The sequence below is a fragment of the Caballeronia sp. PC1 genome (assembly GCF_021353155.1).
Taxonomy (GTDB): Bacteria; Pseudomonadota; Gammaproteobacteria; order Burkholderiales; family Burkholderiaceae; genus Caballeronia; species Caballeronia cordobensis.
The window spans coordinates 2,194,898-2,220,957 of the sequence record NZ_JAJUBH010000001.1 but is presented as its reverse complement, the minus strand read 5'-3'; the positions used below and the strand labels follow the sequence as shown (position 1 = coordinate 2,220,957).

Sequence of the window (26,060 nt, the reverse complement as noted above, 5' to 3'; positions counted from 1 at the left end):
GGCGGGCGGGCTTTCGGGCGCAGGGACGTGCCTATAATGGGCTTTGATCTCGGAGGCAGTGATGGGAAACCGCTTGAGCAAAATCGCGACGCGCACTGGGGATGATGGGACCACGGGGCTTGGCGATGGCAGCCGCGTATCGAAGGACGATGCGCGTATTGCCGCGATCGGAGATGTGGATGAGTTGAATTCGTGTATCGGCGTGTTGCTTTGTGAGCCAATGCCTTCGGACGTGCGCGATGCGTTGACGCGGATTCAGAACGATTTGTTCGATTTAGGCGGGGAGTTGTCGATTCCTGGGCATTCGATGATTCAGACTTCTCATCTTGCTCAACTCGATGCCTGGCTTGCAGAGTACAACGCGACGCTGCCGCCGTTGAAGGAGTTTATTTTGCCAGGTGGGTCGAGGGCGGCGGCTCTTGCGCATGTTGCGCGGACGGTTTGTCGGCGGGCGGAACGGTCCATTGTTGCGCTCGGGCGTGTGGAAACGGCTGGGGTTAATGAGGCGCCGCGGAGGTATGTGAATCGGTTGTCGGATTTGATGTTTGTGTTGGCGCGGGTTTTGAATCGGGTCGACGGTGGGACGGATGTGCTTTGGGATCGAAAAACCAACTAGTGTCGAGATGCGTGTGTCGCATCAAATGTGTTTGGTTAACATGAGTATTAGCAACAGTCTGCCCAAACTGTAAGCAATTTTCACACTTTGTCTTGCCCGCATTTCGGTTTTGAGTATTTCGGACTTCGTTTTTTTCCGAGGCAAGTAATTGAGGGCAATCAACATGCTTGACGGTGTTTTCATTAACTTGAGCCGGAGCGATGCTCGTCGGGCGCAGATGGAAGTTCAACTGGCCGATTGCCACAGCAGTGATTTTATTAAGCGTTTTGCAGCAACTGACGGGAGTGTTGAAGGACCGTTCGAAAATTCGGCGCTCAATGGAGCGTGGGCATGTCGCCGTTCACATGAGAATGTCATCAATTTTGCGTCGAACCTGTCTGCAACTGTTGTGCTCGAAGATGACGTTGAGCTTAGCGGATCCTTCAGCACGTTTATCAACGAGGCCGTTGTCTCGTCGTTTGTGGAATCGAATGAAAATTGCGATATTCTCTTTCTCGAGTGCTGCCCCTATTCTGCCCAAGTTCCATTTCTATTATCGCTTGCTGAAAAGCAAATGAGCGGGAGGACACGAGAAGATTTACTCGAAGGCGACAGGTATATACCGTTTGGTTTAAATATCGTGGATGCAAAGGGCATCTACGCATACAGCACTGCCTCATATATCGTTACGCCAAAGGGAAAACGACACTTCGGCGATTGTTTCAGGATAATCCAAGCCCGGCAACGGCAATCGACATGCTGTATAGAGACTGGCTTGCGGCTGGGGTTATCGAGGCCAAGATCACGGTTCCCTTTCTGGCTACCCCACGCTTTGTGATTCCATCCACCATCGATTACGATTGCTCAGACACAGTAGTGGTGGACGCTCGTGAGCAAGAGCTGTCGAATTTAATTCGGAGGCTGCTATTCGCGGGTGATCCGGGTCTAGACTTGGAGCAAATCTCACGAAACATAGCCGCTAAGCAGAATAGTTCTGCCGAATATAAACTCGGTATGCAATTGTACGAAGCACTTCGACCTAACTGTTGATTTCTTGATGCTCGCCTTGTCGAAACGAAGCGGCCTTCACGGCCGCTTCGTACGTGATGTTAATTGCCCCCACCCCTCACGACCCTTCTCTGCTTAACCGCCTCTGCCAACCCCTCCAACACCCCCAAACTCTCCTCCCACCCAATACAGGCATCGGTAACGCTCTGCCCGTACGTCAACTCACACCCTTCCCGCAAATCCTGCCGTCCAGCGACAAGATGCGACTCCACCATCACGCCCACAATCCGCTCATCGCCAGCCGCCAATTGCCGTCCGATATCCGCACAAACCGGAATCTGGTTCTCATGCTTCTTCGAGCTATTAGCATGACTTGCGTCAATCATTAACCGGGCAGCGAGACCCGCCTTCCCGATATCGCTACAAGCCGCATCCACACTCGCCGCATCGTAATTCGGTGCCTTCCCGCCGCGCAGAATGATGTGGCAATCCTCATTACCGGCGGTCGACACAATCGCCGAATGCCCGCCCTTAGTAACAGAAAGAAAATGATGCGGCTGCGACGCCGCCTTGATCGCATCGACCGCAATCTTCACATTCCCGTCCGTGCCATTCTTGAAGCCGACAGGGCACGACAGTCCCGAAGCCAGCTCGCGGTGCACTTGCGATTCCGTCGTCCGCGCCCCAATCGCGCCCCACGAGATCAGATCGGCGATGTACTGCGGGCTGATCATGTCGAGATACTCGGTCCCGGCCGGCAGCCCCATCTCGTTGATGTTCATCAGCAACTCACGCGCAGCCCGCAAGCCATCATTGATCTTGAAGCTGTTATCCATATACGGATCGTTGATGAGCCCCTTCCAGCCGACCGTCGTGCGCGGCTTCTCGAAGTACACGCGCATCACGATTTCCAGTTCCGAGGCAAAGCGGCGACGCTGCTCGATCAACCGCGAAGCGTATTCGAGCGCGGCCTTCGGATCGTGAATCGAGCAGGGCCCGATGATGACGATCAACCGGTCATCCATCCCGTGAAGAATGCGATGCATCGACTGACGCGCGTTGAAGATGAGTTCCGAAACCGGCTCCGCGCAAGGGAACTCGCGGATCAGGTGCGCGGGCGGGGTCAGTTCTTTCAACTCGCGGATGCGAACGTCATCGGTATTGTGCGGGGGCATTTCTGTTCTCCTACAGCGGCGTGCCATTCGAACTAAAAAGCGAAAAAAAACCGCCAGACTCGCTGGCGGTTTTTCGGGAATTTCGGTCTGTCCGACCTGTGTACGACTTACCCCTCTCGATCCGCCAGCGGCTTGAGATGCCAAAAGAAATAAAAATAAAACTTGGCGGACATGATGGGTCGAGAAGGAATCGAACGTCGGTCGAAAAAGTTATGACTGCTTTTATAACCGCAAACAGGCGGCGCTGACAAGCCTGGGCCAGGCAAAACGCGGACAATCCGCACCGGAGAACGCGGCAACGCCGCAAACAAACGCCTCCGATGCGGAAAACCCGCATAAATCACACCGTCCCGCCCACCGTCATCTTCTCGATTCGCAGGGTCGGCTGACCGACGCCCACCGGCACGCTCTGGCCTTCCTTGCCGCACACGCCGACGCCGCTATCGAGCGACATATCGTTGCCGATCATCGTCACGTACTTGAGCGATTCCGGCCCGCTGCCGATCAGCGTCGCGCCCTTGACCGGATACGTGATCTTGCCGTTCTCGATCATGTACGCCTCGGACGCCGAGAACACGAACTTGCCGTTGGTGATATCAACCTGGCCGCCGCCGAAATTCACCGCATACAGCCCGTTCTTCACGGAAGCCAGAATCTCGCCCGGGTCCTTGTCGCCGTTGAGCATGTAGGTGTTGGTCATGCGCGGCATCGGCAGCGCGGCGTACGACTCGCGGCGCGCGTTGCCCGTTACCGGCATTTTCATCAGGCGCGCGTTGAGTGAATCCTGAATGTAGCCCTTGAGAATGCCGTCCTCGATCAGCGTCGTGCACTGCGTCGGGTTGCCTTCATCGTCGATATTGAGCGAGCCGCGGCGATTCGGCAGCGTGCCGTCATCGACGACCGTCACGCCCTTCGCCGCCACCTGCTCGCCGATCATGCCGGCGAACGCCGACGATCCCTTGCGGTTGAAATCGCCTTCCAGACCATGTCCGACCGCCTCGTGCAACAGCACGCCCGGCCAGCCCGGCCCGAGCACGACGGTCATGGCGCCTGCCGGAGCCGGGCGCGCTTCGAGATTCACCAACGCGGCGTGCACGGCGTCATCGACATATTTGGACAGCACGGCGTCGGTGAAATAGCCGTAGTCGAAGCGTCCGCCGCCGCCGCCCGTGCCGATTTCGCGGCGGCCGTTCTGCTCGGCGATCACCGTCACCGAGACGCGCACGAGCGGGCGCACGTCCGCCGCGAGCGCGCCGTCGCTGCGCGCGACGAGCACGACATCGTATTCGCCGGCGAGACCCGCCATGACCTGCGTGATGCGCGGGTCCTTGCCGCGCGCCATTTGCTCGACGCGCTCCAGCAGCTTGACCTTCGCGGTTGCATCGAGCGAATGCAGCGGATCGGCGGGCAGATACAGATCGCGGCCCGAGACGCCGGTCAGCGTGCTTGCCGGCTTGATCTTCTGCTTGCCGCCGCCCGCCTTGGCGATTGCGCGCGTGGCGATCGCGGCCTGGCGGATGGAATCGGGGGAAAGATCGTCGGAATAGGCGAAAGCCGTGCGCTCGCCGGACACGGCGCGCACGCCGACGCCCTGATCGATGCTGAAGCTGCCCGATTTGACGATGCCTTCTTCGAGGCTCCACGCTTCGCTTCGCGTCGACTGGAAATAGAGGTCGGCGTAATCGACGCGATGCGTGAAGATTTCCGCGAGCGTGCGGGTGATCAGCGCTTCGTCGAGGCCGTAGGGCGTGAGCAGAACGTCCTTCGCCGTGACCAGATTGCGGATGCCGGGTTCGATGATGTTCATGTGGTGCCTTGTGGTGCCTATTGCGTGTTCGATGATGTTCCAGACGGATTTCAGACTATTCTACGGTCTGATCAGACAGGTTATGTGCGGGAAAGCAATCAAGTCTTCAAGTCGTCCGTCCGGTCGAGTGCGCGATCATCCGATCACGCGATGCCGGTAAGCCGGCAGGCTCTGCCGCACGGCGGCGATGCGTTGCAGGTCGATGCCGCCGGACACGACGCCCGGCCCTTCGTCCTTCACGTCGACAATTTCGCCCCACGGGTCGATCAGCATGCTGTGGCCCCAGGTGCGGCGTCCGTTCTCGTGCTGGCCGCCTTGCGCCGCCGCGAGCACGTAGCATTGATTCTCGACGGCGCGCGCCGTGAGCAAGGTCTGCCAGTGCGCGCGGCCGGTCGTATAGGTGAACGCGGACGGCACGACCATCAGCGCGCAATCGCCGAGCTTGCGGTACAGCTCCGGAAAGCGAAGGTCGTAGCACACCGAGAGCCCCACGCGCCCGAACGGCGCATCGAAGCTGCGGGGCTCGCTGCCGGGAAAGATCGTGCGCGCTTCGTCGAACGATTCCTCGCCGCGCTCGAAATTGAACAGATGAATCTTGTCGTAGCGCGCGACCTGCGCGCCGCGCGGATCGAACACGAGCGTGGTGTTGAGCACGCGGTTCTCTTCGGGCGATTGCAGCGGCAGCGTCCCGCCGATGATCCACACGCCATGCTCGCGCGCCGAGTCGGAAAGAAACTGCTGGATCGGGCCCGAGCCGGGCGTCTCGCGGATCGCGAGCTTATCGGTGTCCTTGAAGCCCATGTAGCAGAAATATTCGGGCAGGAGCACCAGTTTCGCGCCGCCGCGCGCCGCTTCGCCGATGAGGCGTCCGGCGTCGGCCAGATTGCGGTCGCGGTCCGGCGTGCTGACCATCTGCAACGCGGCCACCTGAAACGGCGCCGCGCTTTCGCTCGATCTTTCGCTCATGTCTCTCTGCGCTGTCGGGAAAATGGGGACGAACTGGGGGACGAAAACTGCGCCGGCGACGTCGCGGCGAAGGCCCCTTGTCAGCGGGCAGCGGACGGAACCACGGCGGCGGCGGGTGTTTCGATCTTACCCTGATCGCCCTTCAGACGCTGGATGACGGGTTTGCTCCACGAACCGGTGATCGAATAGTCGCGAGCGAACGCCTTCTGGATCGATGCCGACAGCGCGATATCCGCCGCCAGCACGCCCAGCCCGAGCAGCGGATTGATCACCGCCGCGCCGATCGCCGCCGCGCCCGCGCCGACGGTCGGAATCACCTTGACGTGCAGATCCTGCGTCTTCTGCGGCATGTCGACGATGCCCTGCATCTGCACGCGCGCGGGCGATGTCACCATCAGGAAGTCGTCGGTGTGGCTGATGCCGTTGGCGATTCGCGCGTTGCCCGTGATCTTCTCGAACGGCAGCCCCTTGCCCACGACATCCTCGAAATGCAGCGTCATCAGATTCGCGAGACTGCGCAGGCTGAAGATGCCGAGCCACTTCGCCGCTCCCGGCGCACGCAGGATCTGCCCGTGATGCAGATCGACGGCGACGTGGCCGTCGAGCGTGTTCACATCGACGGCGGTCGGACCGCCGTTCCAGGCCGCGTGGCCCGAGACCGTGCCGTTGCCCGAATTGACGACGCGCGGCGCGCCGAAGCGGTCGATCAGCTGGCCGCCGTTTTTCACGTCGAGCTTGAAATCGAGCGACGTGCGGCGCGCCACGCTATCGTCCGCGTCGCCGGGCGGCGTGCCCGCTTGCGCCGTCCGGATCACGTCGCCCGGCAGCGTGCGCCAGGTCGCGTTGGCGGTCAGTGTCGCGTCGGGGTTGGTGAGTTCGAGCTTGTCGAGCGTCCAGATCGGTTCGTCGGCGATGACTTCGTTGTGCGCATCGACCTGCAGCCGCCCGAGGCTGTGGCCGCGGAACACGAGTTCGTCGACGATGAGATCGATCGTCGGCATGTTGCGCGGCGGCCGTCCCATGGGCTTCTCGGCGGGAGCGTCGCCCGTCTTGTCCGGAATCACGACCTTCGCGAAACGCGCCTGCAACGCGCCGGGGCTGTCCTTCGTCGCGCCCGGCGTCCACGCGGCATCGCCCGTAATCTGATCCGACGCGATGTTCGCGCGCCACTTGCGGTCCTGCGCTTCGCTCGCGCCGATATCGACGTTGTCCCAGCGCCGGTCGAGCAGCGTGAGCGTCGTGAAGTGGATGGCGGCGCGCGTCGGGATGAACTGGCGGACGGCCTCGTTCATCGGCGGGCGCGGCGTATCGGCCGGGGACGAAGAGGGCGATGAAGACGGCGACGAAGAAGCGGACGCGCTGATTTCGGCGAAGAGTTTGCGCCAGGCGTCGGCATCGAATTCGTTGAAATCGGCGGCGGCGCTCACGCCTTCGGCCGGCAGCTCGGCCGGCTTGTTCAAGCCGATCGCGCCGCGTGCGACCTTGAGGCGCGCGCGCATGTTCATCGGCTCGGCGGCGTTCTGCGGATCGATCTTCACTTGCGCACGGCCGATCTGCTGCATGACGTAACGCGCGTCCAGCGCGCCGAACGACAGCCGCGCGTCGTGCAGGTCCGGCGCGCCGCCCGCCGCGGGCCGGAAGGTGAAGGAGAAGGGCATCGGCGCGCCTTTCGCCTTGCCGAAGGGCGCGGGCAGATCGATGCCCAGGCCCGTCAGGTCCGAGCTCGCCTGCACGTTCGGCAACGCGTTTCTCACGCCGCGCACATGCAGTTCATAGGGCGCGGCGCCGTCGATGTGCTTCAGGAACTGCACGACCTGCGGGCTCATGCGCGTGTTCAGGCGCTCGGCCGCATCTGCGCCGATGCGCCCGTTCACATCGAGCGCATAGCTGCCGTCGGGCTGCACGCCGCCTTTCGCGCGCACGTCGCCGCCGAGCAGTTGCGCGGTCATGTCATTGAGCGTGACGGTCTTCGCGGCGAAGTCGGCACGTCCGCGCAGATGCGTGAGCGGCGGCAGCTTGCCGTAGGCGACTTCGTTGTCGATGAAGGTGAGCGAGCCCTTGTATTCGGGCTTGATCGGCGGCAGCGGCGCGGCCGGCCGGTAGCGCGGAATGCCGAGCGTGAGCGCGAGATCGGCATTGCCTTTCGCATCGATCTTGCGCGTGGTGTGCTTCGCCATCAGGCCGAGCGAACTGTCGTCGACGTAGCGGAGCATGTCGGCGAGCGGGCCGCGCGCACGGCCATCGATCCACAGCTTCGTTTCGCGATTGCCCGTGTCGTCGATCCGCCCGATGACCCGCGACACGCGCACGCCGCGGTAATGCCCCTTGTCGATATCGAAGCCGAGCTTGTTCTGCGCGAGCGTGAACGTGCCGTCGATGCCTTCGAACGCCGGCCAGAAGTTCGGCAGGCCGTTGGCCATCTTGCGCGGCGGGAACGGCGTCGGATCGAACTTGCCGCCCGTAAACGGCGCGTTGATGCGAAAGATGCCCGCGTCGGGAAACTTGTTGTACGGAAAGCGCGTGAGATCGCCGTGGATCTCGATCGTGCCGTTTCTCGCGACGCCTGCCTGCAGCGCGTGGCCGAGATACACGCGCACGCGCTCGTTCAGGCTCGTCGGCAGATAGCGCACGAGGCGCGTCGCTTTCAGATGAGCGACCTTCGCCTTCAGATCGAGATTGCCGCGCCCGTGGCCCTGATTCCAGTAATCGGCGGTGACTTCGCCTTCGGCGTCCGCGTTTTTCACGCGCAGCGTCTCGAGATGGATCGTGAAGGCGCGCCGCAGCTCGCCCGGCGCGATCGCGTCCGCGACGCTCCAGCGCGCGTTGCCCTGCAGGGAATCGAAGGTGAGGCGCGGGTCATCGAACGCGCCGGGAACGATGACGGCCGCGTTCTTCGTGTCGATGGTGATGCGGCCTTCTTTCTCGTTGGCATCGACGGTTCCCCATAAATTGTCGACGCCCGGAATGCCCGCGCGCGGACGATTGTTGATCGTGAGACCGGGCGGCGGCTCCTGAGCCTGCACGCTGATGCCTTCGAGATTGGCCTTGAGCGCGTAATGCACGAGCGGCGCGTCGCCTTTCTTGCGCTGCTGCTCCGCCTCTTCCTCGGTCTTCGGCGCGGCGCGCTCGGAGTAGATCGTGTAGTTCGACACCTGTCCGCGCGGATTGAAGCGCACGAGCTCGTTGAGCACGCGCGCCGGCACGGGCAGCGCGCGCACGAATTCCGCGAGGATGCCGATATCGACGGTATCGCCCGTCAGCCGCAGCAGTTGGCCCTTGCCCACGCCCGGCGGCCTATACGTGCCCGTGAGCGAGCGCGACACGAGCAGGCGCGAGACTGGCGTGCCGTCATCGAGCGGCAACTGGCCGAGTTCCGCGTGCAGGTTGCGCAGATCGAGGGTGTATTCGGTGTCCCGCTTCTCGACGCTCCAGCCGAAACGCGCGACCGGCAGATCGAGACGCGGCTGCGTCGCGCGCACGCGCAGCGCGACGTTCGCGCCGGTCAGCTCGCCGGTCGCGCTCTGCAACTGCCCGCCCGCGAAGTTCAGCCAGATCTCGTTGTTGACGCGGCCGCCGTACATCTGGAACGGCGTCTTCACGTAGCGCGCGAGCGTGGGCAGATCGACGGGGCCGGTCGATACATACAGCCGGCCCGTCCAGTTCGCGGGCGCGCCCATCGCGGAAAACGGCTGATGGCGGAAGTCCGCGCGGAAGTCGAGCGGGCCGTGCAGCACTTCGCCGTCGGCGGGCGCCTTGAGCGCGAGCCGATGCCGCGTGCCGTCGTTGACGATCGCGAGATGCAGCCGCTTGAACGCGATCTCGGGCGCGGCGCGTTCGGCGTCGCGCCAGCGCAGCGTGCCGTCGCGCAAAAGGATGTGATCCTGGCCGAGCAGCCAGGTCGTGAATGCGTTCGAGCCGGTGCGTTGCCGGGGGAGGGGCACGCCCGCGACCGAGAGCGCGCCGTCGGCATTGCGCGCGATGATCACGTCGGGGCCATCGACGGTCAGGTCGGCGAGCTTCGGCCTCAGGTGCAGCAGCGACGCCCACGCGATGCTCGCGCTCGCATGCGGCACGGCGAGGCCCGGCGCGCCGTCGGCGGCGTCGATGCGCAGGTTGTCGATATCGAGTGTCGGCGAGAGCCCGGACCATCGCGCGGAAATCCTGCCGATATGCAACTGCGCGTGAATCTTCGACGACACCAGTTGCTCGATGCGCGGCCGGAACGAATCGACCTGCGGCATGACGATGTAGCGCAGGCCCACGTACACGCCCGCGACCGCGAAATACGCGATGGCCGCGATGACGAGAACGAATTTGAAGACGCGTGAAAGCACGCGCTCGGCGTTGCCGCTGGGCTTGGCTTGTCCAACTTCGGTCGGGTCGACGGATCGTCTGCTGTCGGACATGCTGCGGCTGTTCGGCGATATGGTAGTTTTGCGTGTTTGACGCTGAAATGTAACACGGGCATTGCGGGGACGGCCGCTGCCTGCGCACTCGTAGACGCTCGCGAAGCCGCGCCCGGCAAGACTCGCGGCGCGTTGTGCGAACTGCTGTGTCTTTCCGGAAGCAATGAGCGAACCCAACCTTTCATGACCGACGCCACTCTTCTCAGTTCCGATTATTCCAACTATGCGGCGCGCGCCTATGCAGCGCGTCCCGAACTGGCGTCGAACGTCGCGCAGTGGTCGCAGGCGCCCATCACGCGCGCATGGATCGAAGCGCGGCTCGATGCGCACTGCACGCCGTGCACCGAAAACGGCGTGCTCGACGAAGCCGCATTGAAGACCGCGCTGCGCCGCTTGCGAACCGATGTCTTCTGCACGGTGATGGAGCGCGATCTTACCGGCGCGGCGGATGTCGCCGAAGTCACCGGCGCGATGACCGACCTCGCCGAAGTCACCGTGCAGCGCGCGCTCGCGGTGCTGTCGGCGGATCTCGAAGCGCTCTTCGGCGAGCCGCGCGGCCCCGATGGCGAGCGGCTCACGCTCGGTGTCGTCGGCATGGGCAAGCTGGGCGGGCGCGAGCTTAACGCATCGTCGGATATCGACCTGATCTTCGTGTATGAAGAAGACGGCGAAACCTCGGGCGGCACGCGCTCGCCGCTGCCGACGCAGGAATTCTTCACACGGCTCGGCCGGCGGCTGATCGGCGCGCTCGCGGAGATCACGCAGGACGGTTACGTGTTTCGCGTGGACATGCGGCTGCGGCCCAACGGCGACTCCGGGCCGCTCGTGTGCAGCCTCGGCATGCTCGAAGAATATTTCTACGTGCAGGGCCGCGAGTGGGAGCGCTACGCGTGGATCAAAGGGCGGCTCGTGTCGGAGACGCAAAGCGATTCGGCAAAGCGTCTCGTGAAGCAGCTCGAAGCGATCGCGACGCCGTTCATCTACCGGCGTTATCTCGATTACGGCGTGATCGCGGCGATCCGTTCGCTGCATCAGCAGATCCGGCAGGAAGCGCGGCGGCGCGCGTCGATGCGCCCCGACAAAGCCGACGACATCAAGCTCGGGCGCGGCGGCATCCGCGAAATCGAGTTCAGCGCGCAGGTATTCCAGCTGATTCGCGGCGGTCAGGCAGCCGATTTCCGCATTCGTCCGACGCTCGCGGTGCTGGAACGCGCCGCGGCGCACGGCCTGCTCGCGCCGAACATCTGCGCGGCGCTCTCCGAGGCGTATCTCTTCTTGCGCACGATCGAGCATCGGCTGCAATACCGCAACGACGCGCAGACGCACGCGATGCCCGTCGCCGACGACGAACGCGCGCTGCTCGCGAAATCGCTCGGCTTCGCGGACTATCCCGCGCTGATGGAAAAACTCGACGCGCATCGCGAGCTCGTCGAGCAGCAGTTCGACGCGATCTTCGCCGACAAGGTGAGCGGGCAGGGCGGCTGCGGCGTCGCGGAAGATTCGGTGGCGTCTTGGATCTGGAGCAGCGCGCTCGCCGACGACTCCGCGCAGGAAGAGCTCGCCGCGCGTCTCATGGAGCTCGGCTTCGCCGATCCCGCGCCGGTGTTATCGCGTCTCACGGGCGTGTGGAATTCGGCGCGCTATGCGGGCTTGCCGTCGCAGAGCCGCGAGCGCTTCGATATCGTCGCGCAGCGGGCGCTCGAAGCCGTGCAGTCCATCGACGCGGCGCGGCGCGGCGACACCATCACGCGGCTTTTCGATCTGCTCGAAGCCATCGGCAAGCGCGGCGCCTATCTCGCGCTTCTGACGGAGTATCCGGCGGCGCTCGCGCGCGTGCTCTCGGTGCTGTCGGGCTCGCGCTGGGCAGCGGGCTATCTGATCCGCCATCCGCAGTTGCTCGACGAACTGCTCGACGACGAAGCCATCGCAAGCCCTTTCGACTGGGCCGCGTTCAAGCGCTCGCTGACCGCGCGCCTCGACGCCGCGGAGGACGCCGAACATCAGATGGATCTGCTGCGTCACGCGCATCAGGCCGAAGTGTTCCGCATTCTGCTGATCGATCTCGCCGGGCGCTTGAGCGTCGAGCATGTGAGCGACCGCCTGTCCGAACTCGCCGACGCCGTCCTCGACGTGACGGTGCAAACCGTGTGGAAGCACTTCCCGAAGCGGCATCGCGAGACGCCGCGCTTCGCGGTCATCGCTTACGGAAAGCTCGGCGGCAAGGAGCTGGGCTATGCCTCGGATCTCGATCTCATCTTTCTCTACGATGACCCGCACGATTCGGCCGCCGACCTCTACGCGATGTTCACGCGCCGTCTTATTACGTGGCTCACGGCCGCGACCGGCGCGGGCACGCTGTTCGACGTCGATCTGCGCTTGCGGCCCAATGGCGAGTCCGGCCTGCTCGTGACCGATCTCGCGTCGTTCCGCCGCTATCAGATTCGCGAAGGCGACGCGGCGAACACCGCATGGGTCTGGGAGCATCAGGCGCTGTCGCGCGCCCGTTACAGCGCCGGCGACGCCGAAATCGGCGAGCAGTTCGAAGCGATTCGCGCCGACGTGCTCGTCATGGAGCGCGATGCGGCCGCGCTCGCGCGCGAGATCGTCGCGATGCGCGAGCGGGTTTTCGCGGGCCATCCGAACCACGGCGCGCTTTTCGACCTGAAGCACGATCGCGGCGGCATGGTCGATATCGAGTTCATCGTGCAGTACTGGGTGCTGCTGCATGCGCGCGAGCATCGCGAGTTCTTGCGCAACGCGGGGAATATCACGCTGCTGAAGATCGCGGCGCGAAGCGGTTTGATCGCGGAGGACGAGGCCGACGTGATCGGCGCGGCCTACCGGCATTACCGCAAGCTCCAGCACACGCTGCGGCTCGACGGCATGGAAAAGGCGCGCGTCGATCCGGCCGAGGTTCAGGCCGAACGCGACGCGGTGACGGCGTTGTGGGAGCGGGTGTTCGCGGTGGCGGCGCAGTAAAACGGCTTACGCCGCCAGCATTTCCTTCGCGTGCTTGCGTGTGGTCGCGGTGATTTCGATGCCGCCGAGCATGCGCGCGACTTCCTCGATGCGCTTGCCCTTGTCGAGCGGCATGACGGTGCTGACGGTGCCGCCCACGTCGTCGGAAGACTTCGCGACCTGGAAGTGCTGATCGCCGCGCGCGGCCACTTGCGGCAGGTGCGTGACGCACAGAACCTGGCGGTCGCGGCCGAGCTGATGCAAGAGACGCCCGACCACTTCCGCGACGCCGCCGCCGATGCCCGTGTCCACTTCGTCGAAGATCAGCGTGGGCGTCGGGCTTGCGGTACTCGCGATCACGGCAAGCGCGAGGCTGATACGCGCGAGCTCGCCGCCTGAAGCCACTTTCGCGAGCGGCCTGAGCGCCACACCCGCGTGACCCGCGACGCGGAATTCGATCTGCTCCAGACCACTCGCCCCGCCTTCGGCGAGCGGCACGAGCGCGACTTCGAACCGTCCGCCCGCCATCGACAATTCCTGCATGCCTTCCGTGACCGCTTTCGACAGGTTTTTCGCGGCCTTGGCGCGCGCCTTCGACAGCACTTTGGCCTGGTCGAGGTACGCGCTCTTCGCCTTTTGGGCGGCGGCGTTGAGCGCGTCGAGATCGGCGGCGGCGTCGAGTTCGGCGAGCTGTTTGCGGCGCGCGTCGTGTTCCTCGGGCAGCGTTTCGGGCTGAAGCCGGAACTTGCGCGCCGTCGAATGCAATTGATCCATGCGCCGCTCGACCTGCGCGAGCCGGTCGGGATCGAGCTCCAGCCGCTGCGCGTAATGCGAGAGCGAGTACGACGCCTCCTGCAACTGGATCTCGGCCGGTTCGAGCGACGCGAGCACGTCGTTCAGCGCCGGATCGATATCGGCGAGGCCGCGCAGCTTCGAGACGATCGCGGCAAGCTGAGAGATCATGGCTTCGTCGGATTCGGAGAGCGCGCCGAGCGCACCCTGCACGCCGTCGATGAGACTCGCCGAATGCGACAGCCGATGATGCTCCGCGCTCACTTCTTCCCATTCGCCCGGCTGCGGCGCGAGCTTGTCGAACTCGCTCAGTTGCCACGCGAGGCGCTCGCGCTCCAGTTGCAGTTCGCGGTCGCGGCTCTGCGCGGCCTCGACCGCCTGCTGCGCGTCGCGCATCGCGCGCCACGCGCGGTTCACGGCGCCGGCGGTGTCGAGCAGTTGCGCGTGCGTGTCGAAGAGTTCGCGTTGTGCATCCGGGCGCATCAGCAGTTGATGCGCGTGCTGCCCGTGAATATCGACGAGCATTTCGCCCACTTCGCGCAGTTGCGCGAGCGTCGCCGGCGTGCCGTTGATGAACGCGCGCGAGCGGCCGCCCGAATCGATCACCCGGCGCAGCATGACCGAATCGCCGTCCTGCGTGAGCGCATGCTCGTCCAGCCAGTGCGTGACGACCGGATGCGTTGCGAATTCAGCGGTGATGTCCGCGCGTGCCTGACCGGTGCGCACGACGCTCGCGTCGCCGCGCGCGCCGAGCGTGAGCGCGAGGGCGTCGATCAGAATCGACTTGCCCGCGCCGGTTTCACCCGAAAAGACCGTGAAGCCTGGATCGAAATCGATATCCAGTGTTGCGACGATGACGAAATCTCGAATCGAAAGATGACGGAGCATGGACGCTTCGGAAGGGGAAATCGGTAGTTCAGAGAGAAGAGGCGTCCTGCGACGGATGCTCGTTCCAGTGCAGCTTCTTGCGCAGCGTCGCGTAGGTGCTGTAGCCGACCGGATGCAGCACCGGCACCGTATGCTTGGAGCGCCGCACTTCGATGGCGTCGTTCAGCTCGACGGCGGTGAACGACTGCATGTCGAAGTTCACGTTCACGTCGCGCCCGGCGATGATCTGAATGGTCACTTTGGAGTCGTCGGACAGCACGATCGGACGATTCGACAGCGAGTGCGGCGCGATCGGCACGAGCACGAAACCTTGCAACTGCGGATGCAGGATCGGCCCCGCGGACGACAGCGCATAGGCGGTCGAGCCGGTCGGCGTGGCGACGATCAGGCCGTCCGAGCGCTGGTTGTACATGAAGTGGCCATCGACGGACACGCGCAGCTCCGCCATGCCGGAGAAGCCGCTACGGTTCACGACGACATCGTTGAAGGCGAGCGCGTGGTAGATCGGCTTGTCGTTGCGCACGATGCGCGCTTCGAGCAGGCTGCGCTCCTCGCGCTCGAACTGGCCGGCGAGCAGCTGCGGCACGATCTCGCGCATGGCCTTGAGCGGAATGTCCGTGATGAAGCCGAGCCGCCCGTGATTCACGCCGATGAGCGGCGTCTTGTACGGCGCGAGCTGCCGGCCGATGCCGAGCATCGTGCCGTCGCCGCCGAGCACGATCGCGACGTCCGCGCGCGCGCCCATCTCGGCGATGGACAGCGCCGGGAATTCCGTGACGCCGACGTCCTTCGCGGTGCCCGCCTCGAACACGACCTCGAACCCTTGCTGCGCAAGGAGATCGGCGAGCGCTCTCAGCGGCGCCTCGATGCCCGGCGTGTTGGTGCGCCCCACGAGGGCGACGGTCTTGAATTGGCCAATTTCCATGCCGGCATTACACCATAGTCAGAGAGCGAAAAGAACCGTGGGTGACGGCCTCCGGACGCGCTTTCGCGGGGCCGCGCGACGCCGCACGGGCGGGCCCGCCGTTTCTCGCTAGAATGGAGCGGACGTTGAACGCGGCGCACGCGGCGCGGCTCGCCGCCCCCCGACTCGTTGAGCTAGAATTTGCCCATGCTAGACCCACGTGCACAAACCCTCCTGAAAACGTTGATCGAGCGCTACATCGCCGAAGGTCAGCCGGTCGGTTCGCGCACGTTATCACGTCATTCGGGCCTCGAACTGAGCCCCGCGACGATCCGCAACGTCATGTCGGACCTGGAAGAGCTCGGCCTGGTCGCGAGTCCGCATACGTCGGCGGGCCGCATTCCCACGCCGCGCGGCTACCGGCTCTTCGTCGACACGATGCTGACTGTAGAAGGCCCCGAAGACGAAGCGATGACCACTGCGGTCAAGACCCGCCTGCAAGGCGAGGAGCCGCAGAAGATCGTCGCGGCGGCGGCGAGCGTGCTGTCCAATCTCTCGTCGTTCGCGGGCGTCGTGCTCACGCCGCGCCGCAGCCACATGTTCAAGCAGATCGAGTTCATGCGGCTGTCGGACAAGCGCATTCTGCTCATCATCGTGACACCGGAAGGCGATGTCCAGAACCGCATGATGGCCACGCAGCGCGACTACTCGCCCTCGCAGCTCGTCGAGGCCTCCAATTACATCAACGCGCATTTCGCGGGCCTGTCCTTCGACGAAGTGCGCCGGCGTCTGCGCGAGGAAATCGACCAGTTGCATGGCGACATGACCGCGCTCATGCAGGCCGCCGTGGTCGCGAGCACCGCCGAGACGGACCCCACGGACACCGTGCTGATTTCCGGCGAGCGCAACCTGCTGGAAGTGGCGGACCTTTCGTCCGACATGGCACGGCTGCGCAAGCTGTTCGACTTGTTCGACCAAAAGACGAGCCTCCTGCAATTGCTGGATGTTTCGAGTCACGCGCAAGGCGTGCAGATTTTCATCGGCGGAGAATCGAATCTCGTGCCGATCGAGGAAATGAGCGTCGTGACGGCGCCGTACGAAGTCAACGGCAAGATCGTCGGCACGCTCGGCGTGATCGGCCCGACGCGCATGGCGTACAACCGCGTCATTCCGATCGTGGACATCACCGCGCGTTTGCTGTCGATGTCGCTCAGTCATCAGTGACATCCTGGCGCATCGCGCACGGGTCCGCCACTAGGCCGTTCGGCCAATGATGCGTCGAGAAGCGCGCCGCTATAATGGCTTCACCTTTTCCGACGACGACCTTCCGGCCCGCTTCCCCTATGCGTTTCGACCTCGAGTTGCCCTCGCAGCCCAGCGCTTCGCATCGCGTCGCGGTGCTGCTGATCAATCTCGGCACGCCGGACGCGCCCACGCCGCGAGCGGTGCGCAAATATCTGGCGCAGTTTCTGTCCGATCCGCGCGTCGTCGAAATTCCTGCGTTCGTCTGGCAGATCATTCTGCGCGGCGCGATCCTGCCGTTCCGCTCGCGCGCGTCGGCCAGGAAATACGCGCAAGTGTGGATGCCGGAAGGCTCGCCGCTGCGCGTGCACACGGAAAAGCAGGTCGAGGGGCTGCGGCGGCTTTTCGCGGCGAACGACTATCACGTGATCGTCGATTACGCGATGCGCTATGGCACGCCCGGCATCGGCGCGATGCTCAATCAACTGAAGCTCGAAGGCGCGGACCGCATTCTGCTGCTGCCGATGTATCCGCAATATTCGTCGTCCACGACAGCCACCGCGTTCGACGACGCGTTTGCTGCGCTCAGGCGCGTGCGCAATCAGCCCGAGGTCCGCACGATCCGCCATTACGCGGATCATCCGGCATATATCGCCGCGCTCGCGGAGCAGGTGCGCGACTACTGGCGGCATCACGGCGCGCCCGACTTCGCCGCCGGCGACAAGCTCGTGCTGAGCTTTCACGGCGTGCCCAAGCGCACGATGGACCTTGGCGATCCCTATCACGACCAGTGCCAGCAGACCGGCTCGCTGCTGACGTCCGCGCTCGGGCTCACGCCGGTCGAGTGCCGCGTGACGTTCCAGTCGCGCTTCGGCCGCGCGGAGTGGCTGCAGCCGTACACCGCGCCGACGGTCGCGGAACTGGGCGCGGGCGGCGTCGCGCGCGTGGACGTGTTCTGCCCGGGCTTCACGGCCGATTGCCTGGAGACCATCGAGGAAATCGGCATCGAGGTGCGTGACGAATTCCTGAAGGCCGGCGGCAAGCATTTTCACCGCATCGCCTGCCTCAATTCGTCGCCCGCGTGGATCAAGGCGCTGGGAGAGATCGCCGCGCAGCATCTTCAGGGATGGCCGGTGCAGACCGTGCAGCCGCTCACGGCCGTCGCCTGAACGCGGCTTTAGGAAAGATCGCTGATGAACTACAAGATTTCGACGGAACCCGGCGCGCGTTTGCGCATCGACAAATGGTTATGGGCGGCGCGCTTCTTCAAGACGCGTTCGCTCGCAAGCGATGCGGTCGAAAAAGGCCGCGTGAAGATCGGCGGCGCGAACGTGAAACCGTCGAAGGACGTGCGTATCGGGGATATCGTCGAGATCGATATCGAGCGGCTCGTCTGGCAGGTCGAAGTGCTCGGCGTGTGCGACGTGCGCGGCCCGGCGACGGTCGCGCAGACGCTTTATGCCGAAACCGAAGAAGGGCGCGCCAAGCGCGTGGCCGAAGCCGAGCGCCGCAAGCATTTCCGCGAGCCCGCGGCCAACATGCAAGGCAGGCCGACGAAGCGCGACCGGCGCGTCATCGACAAATTTTCAGATCCGGACTGAAGAAGCTTTCCATGGTCGCGTGAACACCGCCGTACTCGATGTTACGGTCGGTCACGGCGCCGGACATGCAAATGGTGGTCGTTCCCGCGACGAGTACCAGGGCGACCACCGCGATAGCAAAGGTCAGTTTCATGGTACCCCCAAGAGCGGGTTGCCCGGTCAGTGTTCGGCCGGGTCAGGAAACGGGCATGGGCTGAAGCGGATTGAAGCATTCGTAGGATTAGGGTTAACGTGCTTCCTGCGGTGCTTTTTCGAAGTGTAGGCGACTTAGGGCTTTCCCTCAATCTGAAGTTGGCGCGGCGCGCTGAAGTGTCTGTTCCGGGTCATTTTCGCGCCACCGAGGGGCGGATAAATTCATCCGAAGCCTTGAAAAAGTCCTGGACGCCCCAATTTCCGCCGCTAGTGCGAAAAACGCGGCCCCGGTGATCAACGGCCGCTTTCGCATCCGACTCAACTCACAGCAATACACATTCAGCGACATGGAAAACACGCAAGAGAATTCAGCGAGCCAGAACCCGGCGCCCGCCGACGAAAACGCGCGCCAGGCCGCCGACACGACCAACGCCACGGCTCAGCAGCCGCAGGCCGCACCGGCGGACGCGGCTGCCGCGCCGCAAGCGGCGCCGAATGAGGCCGAAAGCGCCCTCGCCGAAGCGCAGGCCACGATTGCCGCGCTCAAGGAAGATTTTCTGCGCGCCAAGGCCGAAGCGGAAAACGTGCGCCGCCGCAGCCAGGAAGACGTCGCGAAGGCGCATAAATTCGCCATCGAAAATTTCGCGGAAAACCTGCTGCCCGTGCTCGACAGCCTCGAAGCCGCGCTTGCGGATCAATCGTCGGATCTCGCCAAGGTGCGCGAGGGCGTCGAACTGACGCTGCGCCAGTTGACGGGCGCGCTCGAGAAAGGCCGCGTGATCGCGGTGAATCCGGTCGGCGAGAAATTCGATCCGCATCGCCACCAGGCCATTTCGATGGTGCCGGCGGAGCAGGACCCGAATACCGTCGTCACGGTGCTGCAAAAGGGCTACGTCATCGCCGACCGCGTCTTGCGCCCGGCGCTCGTGACGGTCGCCGCGCCGAAGTAACGCGCATGACCCGCGTCGCCGCCGGCGAACTTCGGCGGCGACCGGCCGGCATGGCGTCCCGCGCAAAAAAAGTTATAGACCGCATCGCTTTCAGGGTCTTGAAATCGAAACTGGCGCTCTTATCTTGCGTACAGGTATGAATTTTGGGCGTTCGGCCCGGTAAATCGGCATAAGCCGGCGTGGGGCGCGTAGTCCCGCCCGCCGCAACGCCACCGCGATCAAAGTTAGGAGAGTGATAAAAAATGGGCAAAATCATCGGTATCGACCTCGGCACCACGAACTCGTGCGTGGCGCTGATGGAAGGCAATCAGGTCAAGGTCATCGAGAACTCGGAAGGCGCGCGCACCACGCCGTCGATCATCGCGTACATGGATGACAACGAGATCCTCGTCGGCGCGCCCGCCAAGCGCCAGTCGGTCACGAACCCGCGCAACACGCTGTACGCGGTCAAGCGCCTGATCGGCCGCCGCTTCGACGAAAAGGAAGTGCAGAAGGACATCGGCCTGATGCCGTACAAGATCGTCAAGCACGACAACGGCGACGCATGGGTCGAAGCGCACGGCGCGAAGCTCGCGCCTTCGCAGGTTTCCGCCGAAGTGCTGCGCAAGATGAAGAAGACCGCTGAAGACTACCTCGGCGAGCCGGTGACGGAAGCCGTCATCACGGTTCCGGCGTACTTCAACGACAGCCAGCGTCAGGCAACGAAGGACGCGGGCCGCATCGCCGGTCTGGAAGTCAAGCGCATCATCAACGAGCCGACGGCGGCCGCGCTCGCGTTCGGTCTGGACAAGGCCGAAAAGGGCGACCGCAAGATCGCCGTGTTCGACCTGGGCGGCGGCACGTTCGACATTTCGATCATCGAAATCGCGGACGTGGACGGCGAAATGCAGTTCGAAGTGCTCTCGACGAACGGCGACACGTTCCTCGGCGGTGAAGACTTCGACCAGCGCATCATCGATTACATCATCGGCGAGTTCAAGAAAGAGCAGGGCGTCGATCTGTCGAAAGACGTGCTCGCGCTGCAACGCCTGAAGGAAGCCGCTGAAAAGGCGAAGATCGAACTGTCGTCGACGGCGCAGACCGACATCAACCTGCCGTACATCACGGCGGACGCGTCGGGTCCGAAGCACTTGAACCTCAAGTTCACGCGCGCCAAGCTCGAAGCGCTCGTCGAAGAACTGATCGAACGCACGATCGAACCGTGCCGCATCGCGATCAAGGACGCGGGCGTGAAGGTCGGCGAAATCGACGACGTGATCCTCGTCGGCGGCATGACGCGCATGCCGAAGGTGCAGGAAAAGGTGAAGGAGTTCTTCGGCAAGGACCCGCGCCGTGACGTGAACCCGGACGAAGCCGTGGCCGTGGGCGCCGCAATTCAAGGTCAGGTTCTGTCGGGCGACCGCAAGGACGTGCTGCTGCTCGACGTGACGCCTTTGTCGCTCGGCATCGAGACGCTCGGCGGCGTGATGACGAAGATGATCAACAAGAACACGACCATCCCGACGAAGCACGCGCAAGTGTATTCGACGGCGGACGACAACCAGGGCGCCGTGACGATCAAGGTGTTCCAGGGCGAGCGCGAAATGGCCGCGGGCAACAAGCTGCTCGGCGAATTCAACCTCGAAGGCATTCCGCCCGCACCGCGCGGCACGCCGCAGATCGAAGTGACCTTCGACATCGACGCGAACGGCATTCTGCACGTCGGCGCGAAGGACAAGGCGACGGGCAAGGAAAACAAGATCACCATCAAGGCGAACTCGGGTCTGACCGACGCGGAAATCGACAAGATGGTGAAGGACGCCGAAGCCAACGCCGAGGAAGATCACAAGCTGCGCGAACTGGCCGATGCCCGCAATCAGGGCGACGCGCTGGTGCACAGCACGAAGAAGGCCGTTGCCGAGTACGGCGACAAGGTCGACGCTTCGGACAAGGAGAAGATCGAAGCCGCGCTGAAGGACCTCGAAGACGCGCTGAAGGACAACGCGTCGGACAAGGCCACGATCGACGCGAAGGTCGAAGCGCTGTCGCAAGCCTCGCAGAAGCTCGGCGAGAAGATGTACGCCGACATGCAGGCGCAGCAAGGCGCGGCGGGCGCGGCCGCGGGTGCGGCAGGCGCGGGCGCATCGGCGGAAGCGGGCGCGAGCCAGCAGCACGACGACGTCGTGGATGCCGACTTCAAGGAAGTGAAGAAGGACTAAGCCGGGTGAGGCGCGTGGGCGGCAACGTCCACGCGCCTTTTCGGTGGTGTCACCGGGACGCGTTTTGCGTCTGACGTGGAACGCGCCTGGCGAGCCTTTTGGGCTCTCCGGGCACGTTGTTTTTAGAGGCGCGTTGCTTCAGGCGAGGCGCAAGAGTTTTACGCGCGGGTTGCAGCATGGAACCCGCAGCATCTGAGAGGAACCGTCGCGTGACGCGCGGCGGCAGCGAACCGACATGGCGAAACGGGATTACTACGACGTTCTGGGCGTGGCGAAGAACGCGAGCGACGACGAGATCAAGAAGGCGTATCGCAAGCTCGCGATGAAGTATCACCCTGACCGCAATCCGGACAACAAGAAGGCGGAAGAGAATTTCAAGGAGGCGAAGGAAGCCTATGAAATGCTCTCCGACCAGCAGAAGCGCGCCGCGTACGACCAGTACGGCCACGCGGGCGTGGATCCGAACATGGCGGGCGCGGGCGCGCAGGGCTTCGGCGGTTTTGCCGATGCCTTCGGCGATATCTTCGGCGACATCTTTGGGCAGGCAGCGGGCGGCGCGGCGCGCGGCGGCCGCGGCGGTCCGCAGGTGTATCGCGGCGCGGACTTGCGCTACAGCATGGAGATCACGCTCGAACAGGCGGCGCACGGTTACGACACGCAGATCCGCGTGCCGAGCTGGACGAACTGCAACGTCTGTCACGGTTCGGGCGCGAAGCCGGGCACCAAGCCGGAAACATGCCCGACCTGTCACGGCCAGGGCCAGGTGCGCATGTCGCAGGGCTTTTTCAGCATCCAGCAGACGTGCCCGAAGTGCCACGGCAGCGGCAGCTACATTCCCGATCCGTGCGCGAACTGCCACGGCGCGGGCAAGGTGAAGGAAACGAAGACGCTGGAAGTGAAGATTCCGGCGGGCATCGACGACGGCATGCGCATCCGCTCGGCGGGCAACGGCGAGCCGGGCATCAACGGCGGTCCGAGCGGCGACCTGTATGTGGAAATCCACATCAAGCAGCATTCGGTGTTCGAGCGCGACGGCGACGACCTGCATTGCCAGATGCCGATTCCGTTCACCACGGCGGCGCTCGGCGGCGAGATCGAAGTGCCGACGCTTGCGGGCCGCGCGAGCTTCACGGTTCCGGAAGGCACGCAGTCGGGCAAGACGTTCCGTCTGCGCGGCAAGGGCATCAAGGGTTTGCGCTCCAGCATCGCCGGCGATTTGTACGTGCATGTTCAGGTGGAAACGCCCGTCAAGCTGACCGAACAGCAGCGCGATCTGCTGAAGCAGTTCGAAAAGTCGCTCGAGCAGGGCGGCGCGCGGCACAGTCCGCAAAGCAAAAGCTGGTTCGACCGCGTGAAGAGCTTCTTCGACTGATGCGGTCAGTTTGCGACGTAAGGCCATGACGACCGAAGCGGAGCGCGGCGCACTCTTTGCGCTGCTCGACGATTGCGATGCGACCGCCGAAAGGCGGTCGAGTCGTTTGTACACGGACTTCGCGCACGAACGCGTGTGCGTGGACGGCCATGCGCTCGACGCGGTGTGCGCCGCCATCGAAGGCGATCTGCAGCGCGGTTTGCATGCGGTCGTCGTCGCGGACTACGAGTTCGGGCGCAATCTTCAGTTCGGTACGATCGGGCGTGGCGACGAACATGCGTTGCGCGTGCTGATGTTTCGCTCATGCGCGTTCCTCTCCCGCGACGAAGCGAGCGCGTGGCTTGCGTCGCATGAAGTCGAAGACATCGCGGGCATCGCGGGCATCGAAGCGAGCGTCACGCGCGGCGAATTCGACCAGGCCATCGCCGCCGTTCAGGAGGCGTTGAGAGAGGGCGAGTCGTATCAGATCAACTACACGTACCGGCTGAACTTCGATGTGTTCGGCGCGCCGCTCGCGCTCTATCGGCGCTTGCGCGAACGGCAGGCCGTGCACTACGGCGCGTTCATCGCGTTGCCGGATGGCAGGTCGGTCGTGTCGTGCTCGCCGGAACTCTTCGTCGAGAAAGCGGGCGATCTGTTGCGCGCGCGGCCCATGAAAGGCACCGCGCCGCGTGAATCCGATCCCGAAGCGCTCCACAACGACCCGAAAAATCGCGCCGAAAACGTGATGATCGTCGACTTGCTGCGCAACGACATGTCGCGCGTGGCGGTCACGGGTTCGGTGAACGTGCCGGCGCTATTCTCGGTCGAGCCGTATGCGTCGGTCTGGCAGATGACTTCGACCATCGAGGCGCGAGTGATTCCCGGCACGTCGTTCGCCGATATCGTGCGCGCGCTGTTTCCGTGCGGCTCGATCACCGGCGCGCCCAAGTACCGCACGATGCAACTGATCGACGAGATCGAAAGCACGCCGCGCGGGCTTTACACGGGCGCGATCGGATGGCTCGATGCGAGCGGCGATTTCTGCCTGTCGGTGGCGATCCGCACGCTCGTCGTCGATGCTTCGAAGCGGCGCGGCGTGCTGGGCATCGGCGCAGGCATCGTGCTCGACAGCGTCGCCGCCGACGAATACGAGGAGTGTCTGTTGAAAGCACGCTTTCTGACCGGCGCGGATCCCGGTTTCGAGCTTTTCGAGACGTGCTTTGCCACGCGCGATGCAGGCGTGCGCCACTACGCGCGTCACGTCGCGCGGCTGAAGGCGAGCGCGGCCTATCTCGGTTTTGCGTTCGATGAAACGGCGCTCGGCACGCAGGTCGCGCAGCAGTGCGCAGGGTTCGATTCGGACGAGCCGCATCGATTGCGTATCGCGCTGGACAAGAGCGGGCACATCGCGATCACGAGTGCGCGGCTCGCGCCTTTACCATCGAGTTCGGTCGATGTGCTGCTGGCGTCGGAACGCGGCTTCGCGCCGCAATCGTCGAGCGATCCTCTGCTCAGACACAAGACCACGCGCCGCGCCGACTACGATCGCGCGTGGAAAGCCGCCGAGGCCGAAGGCGCGTTCGACATGCTGTTCGTCAATGAACGCGGCGAGCTGACCGAAGGCGGGCGTTCGAGCGTCTTCGTGCAGCTCGACGGCACGTGGTTCACGCCACCCATCGACGTGGGCGTGCTGCCGGGCGTGATGCGCGCGGTGTTGATCGAAGAGTTCGGCGCCGTCGAGCGTGCGCTGACGCTCGACGAGCTGCTAAAAGCGCAAGACGTGCTCATCAGCAACGCGTTACGCGGCGCGGTGAAAGCGCGTCTCAGGCGCTAAACCTACATCACCACTCGGCCACGCTGCCGTCCGCGTGACGCCACACCGGATTGCGCCAGCGGTGGCCGATCTTCGCCATCTCGCGCACTTTTTCCTCGTTCACCTCGATGCCCAGGCCCGGCCCCTGCGGAATCGACACCATGCCGTCCTCATACTTGAAGACTTCCGGATTCCTGATGTAATCGAGCAGATCGTTGCCCTTGTTGTAGTGGATGCCGAGGCTCTGCTCCTGGATGAACGCGTTGTAGCTCACCGCATCGATTTGCAGACAGGTCGCGAGCGCGATCGGCCCGAGCGGGCAGTGCAGCGCGAGCGCGACATCGTAGGCTTCGGCCATCGTCGCGATCTTGCGGCATTCCGTGAGACCGCCCGCGTGCGACGCGTCCGGCTGAATGATATCGACGTAACCGCCCGCCAGAATGTGCTTGAAATCCCAGCGCGAATAGAGCCGCTCGCCGAGCGCGATCGGTGTGCTCGTCTGATTCACGATATCGCGCAGCGCCTCGACGTTCTCCGACAACACTGGCTCTTCAATGAACATCAGCTTGAACGGGTCGAGTTCCTTCGCGAGCACTTTCGCCATCGGCTTGTGCACGCGTCCATGAAAATCGACGCCGATGCCCACGTTCGGCCCCACCGCCTCGCGCACCGCCTGCACGTTGTCGATCACGCCCTGAACCTTGTCGAACGTGTCGATGATCTGAAGCTCTTCCGAGCCGTTCATCTTCACGGCCTTGAAGCCGCGCTCGACCACCGCGCGCGCATTGTTCGCGACATCGCTCGGCCGGTCGCCGCCGATCCACGAATACACCTTGATCTTGTCGCGCACCTGGCCGCCGAGCAGCGCGTGAACGGGCACGCCGTGGTGCTTGCCGAGAATGTCCCACAGCGCCTGATCGACGCCCGCGATCGCGCTCATGCCGATAGGACCGCCACGATAGAAGCCCGCGCGATACATCACCTGCCACAAGTCCTCGATATGACGCGGATCCTTGCCGATGAGATAGTCCGCGAGTTCATCGACGGCGGCGGCCACCGTATGCGCGCGGCCTTCGACGACCGGCTCGCCCCAGCCCGTGATGCCTTCGTCGGCTTCGATCTTGAGGAAGCACCAGCGCGGCGGAACGACGAAGGTCTCGAGTTTCGTGATTTTCATTGAGCGTCTCCAGAAGGGTTTTACATGGTAGCAAAATCCGTCGTGTGAGCATATTAATAGTATTATTGGGAGTGTATCGGGCTATCGAAACATC

At 63.8% G+C, this 26,060-nt stretch carries 18 protein-coding genes; 10 read left to right on the top strand and 8 right to left on the bottom strand.

What is annotated here, in order from left to right; translation table 11 throughout:
• Nucleotides 1-61 precede the first annotated feature (61 nt).
• The gene (locus LY284_RS10625; RefSeq protein ID WP_041730131.1) at nt 62-616 is read left to right on the top strand and encodes a cob(I)yrinic acid a,c-diamide adenosyltransferase; all 555 of its coding nucleotides are present in this window, start codon (nt 62-64) and stop codon (nt 614-616) included.
• Between the two features lie 163 nt (nt 617-779).
• Nucleotides 780-1,433, top strand: coding sequence for a hypothetical protein (locus LY284_RS10620; RefSeq protein ID WP_233385923.1), 654 nt, complete (start codon nt 780-782; stop codon nt 1,431-1,433).
• A 271-nt stretch (nt 1,434-1,704) separates the two neighbouring features.
• Here LY284_RS10620 and aroG read toward each other — a convergent pair whose 3' ends face one another.
• The 4 genes from aroG to LY284_RS10600 form a co-directional block, all read right to left on the bottom strand.
• Complete coding sequence (aroG, locus tag LY284_RS10615) at nt 1,705-2,778, bottom strand: 3-deoxy-7-phosphoheptulonate synthase AroG (RefSeq protein WP_014190450.1); 1,074 nt, start codon at nt 2,776-2,778, stop codon at nt 1,705-1,707.
• A gap of 340 nt (nt 2,779-3,118) precedes the next feature.
• Complete coding sequence (gene tldD / locus LY284_RS10610; RefSeq protein WP_014190451.1) at nt 3,119-4,585, bottom strand: metalloprotease TldD; 1,467 nt, start codon at nt 4,583-4,585, stop codon at nt 3,119-3,121.
• A 135-nt stretch (nt 4,586-4,720) separates the two neighbouring features.
• Nucleotides 4,721-5,551, bottom strand: a complete 831-nt coding sequence (locus LY284_RS10605) for a carbon-nitrogen hydrolase family protein (RefSeq protein ID WP_041730135.1) — start codon at nt 5,549-5,551, stop codon at nt 4,721-4,723.
• Nucleotides 5,552-5,631: 80 nt separating this feature from the next.
• Nucleotides 5,632-9,957, bottom strand: coding sequence for a YhdP family protein (locus LY284_RS10600; RefSeq protein ID WP_045450329.1), 4,326 nt, complete (start codon nt 9,955-9,957; stop codon nt 5,632-5,634).
• Nucleotides 9,958-10,140: 183 nt separating this feature from the next.
• Between LY284_RS10600 and glnE the strand changes: the two genes are divergently transcribed.
• Entirely contained in the window at nt 10,141-12,936 is a 2,796-nt protein-coding gene (gene glnE / locus LY284_RS10595) for a bifunctional [glutamate--ammonia ligase]-adenylyl-L-tyrosine phosphorylase/[glutamate--ammonia-ligase] adenylyltransferase (RefSeq protein ID WP_014190454.1), read from the top strand.
• Nucleotides 12,937-12,942: 6 nt separating this feature from the next.
• On the opposite strand, the gene recN is transcribed toward glnE, so the two are convergent.
• Both recN and LY284_RS10585 read right to left on the bottom strand, forming a co-directional pair.
• Entirely contained in the window at nt 12,943-14,595 is a 1,653-nt protein-coding gene (gene recN / locus LY284_RS10590; protein ID WP_045450330.1) for a DNA repair protein RecN, read from the bottom strand.
• Nucleotides 14,596-14,623: 28 nt separating this feature from the next.
• A complete protein-coding gene (locus tag LY284_RS10585) occupies nt 14,624-15,520 on the bottom strand; it encodes an NAD kinase (RefSeq protein WP_014190456.1) in 897 nt (298 codons plus the stop codon).
• A 186-nt stretch (nt 15,521-15,706) separates the two neighbouring features.
• Between LY284_RS10585 and hrcA the strand changes: the two genes are divergently transcribed.
• The 3 genes from hrcA to LY284_RS10570 all read left to right on the top strand — a co-directional run bounded on the left by hrcA (nt 15,707) and on the right by LY284_RS10570 (nt 18,342).
• Complete coding sequence (hrcA, locus tag LY284_RS10580) at nt 15,707-16,723, top strand: heat-inducible transcriptional repressor HrcA (RefSeq protein ID WP_014190457.1); 1,017 nt, start codon at nt 15,707-15,709, stop codon at nt 16,721-16,723.
• Nucleotides 16,724-16,842: 119 nt separating this feature from the next.
• On the top strand, nt 16,843-17,910 hold the full coding sequence (gene hemH, locus LY284_RS10575) for a ferrochelatase (protein ID WP_014190458.1): 1,068 nt from the start codon (nt 16,843-16,845) through the stop codon (nt 17,908-17,910).
• 24 nt (nt 17,911-17,934) lie between these two features.
• On the top strand, nt 17,935-18,342 hold the full coding sequence (locus tag LY284_RS10570; protein ID WP_014190459.1) for an RNA-binding S4 domain-containing protein: 408 nt from the start codon (nt 17,935-17,937) through the stop codon (nt 18,340-18,342).
• Here LY284_RS10570 and LY284_RS10565 read toward each other — a convergent pair.
• Nucleotides 18,314-18,475, bottom strand: coding sequence for a hypothetical protein (locus tag LY284_RS10565; protein ID WP_167350973.1), 162 nt, complete (start codon nt 18,473-18,475; stop codon nt 18,314-18,316). The genes LY284_RS10570 and LY284_RS10565 overlap by 29 nt on opposite strands.
• Before the next feature lie 346 nt (nt 18,476-18,821).
• Between LY284_RS10565 and grpE the strand changes: the two genes are divergently transcribed.
• From grpE to pabB, 4 genes are all read left to right on the top strand, one after another.
• Nucleotides 18,822-19,424, top strand: a complete 603-nt coding sequence (gene grpE / locus LY284_RS10560) for a nucleotide exchange factor GrpE (RefSeq protein WP_233385920.1) — start codon at nt 18,822-18,824, stop codon at nt 19,422-19,424.
• Between the two features lie 242 nt (nt 19,425-19,666).
• Nucleotides 19,667-21,622 carry a molecular chaperone DnaK gene (gene dnaK / locus LY284_RS10555; RefSeq protein ID WP_045450331.1) on the top strand — a complete coding sequence of 652 codons (1,956 nt, stop codon included), beginning with the start codon at nt 19,667-19,669 and terminating at the stop codon, nt 21,620-21,622.
• A 235-nt stretch (nt 21,623-21,857) separates the two neighbouring features.
• The gene (gene dnaJ / locus LY284_RS10550) at nt 21,858-22,994 is read left to right on the top strand and encodes a molecular chaperone DnaJ (RefSeq protein ID WP_014190462.1); all 1,137 of its coding nucleotides are present in this window, start codon (nt 21,858-21,860) and stop codon (nt 22,992-22,994) included.
• Between the two features lie 25 nt (nt 22,995-23,019).
• Nucleotides 23,020-24,810 (top strand): aminodeoxychorismate synthase component I, encoded by a 1,791-nt coding sequence (gene pabB / locus LY284_RS10545; RefSeq protein ID WP_014190463.1) that lies wholly within the window; start codon nt 23,020-23,022, stop codon nt 24,808-24,810.
• A 7-nt stretch (nt 24,811-24,817) separates the two neighbouring features.
• Here pabB and dgoD read toward each other — a convergent pair whose 3' ends face one another.
• Nucleotides 24,818-25,966, bottom strand: a complete 1,149-nt coding sequence (gene dgoD / locus LY284_RS10540; RefSeq protein WP_233385918.1) for a galactonate dehydratase — start codon at nt 25,964-25,966, stop codon at nt 24,818-24,820.
• Nucleotides 25,967-26,060: the final 94 nt, after the last annotated feature.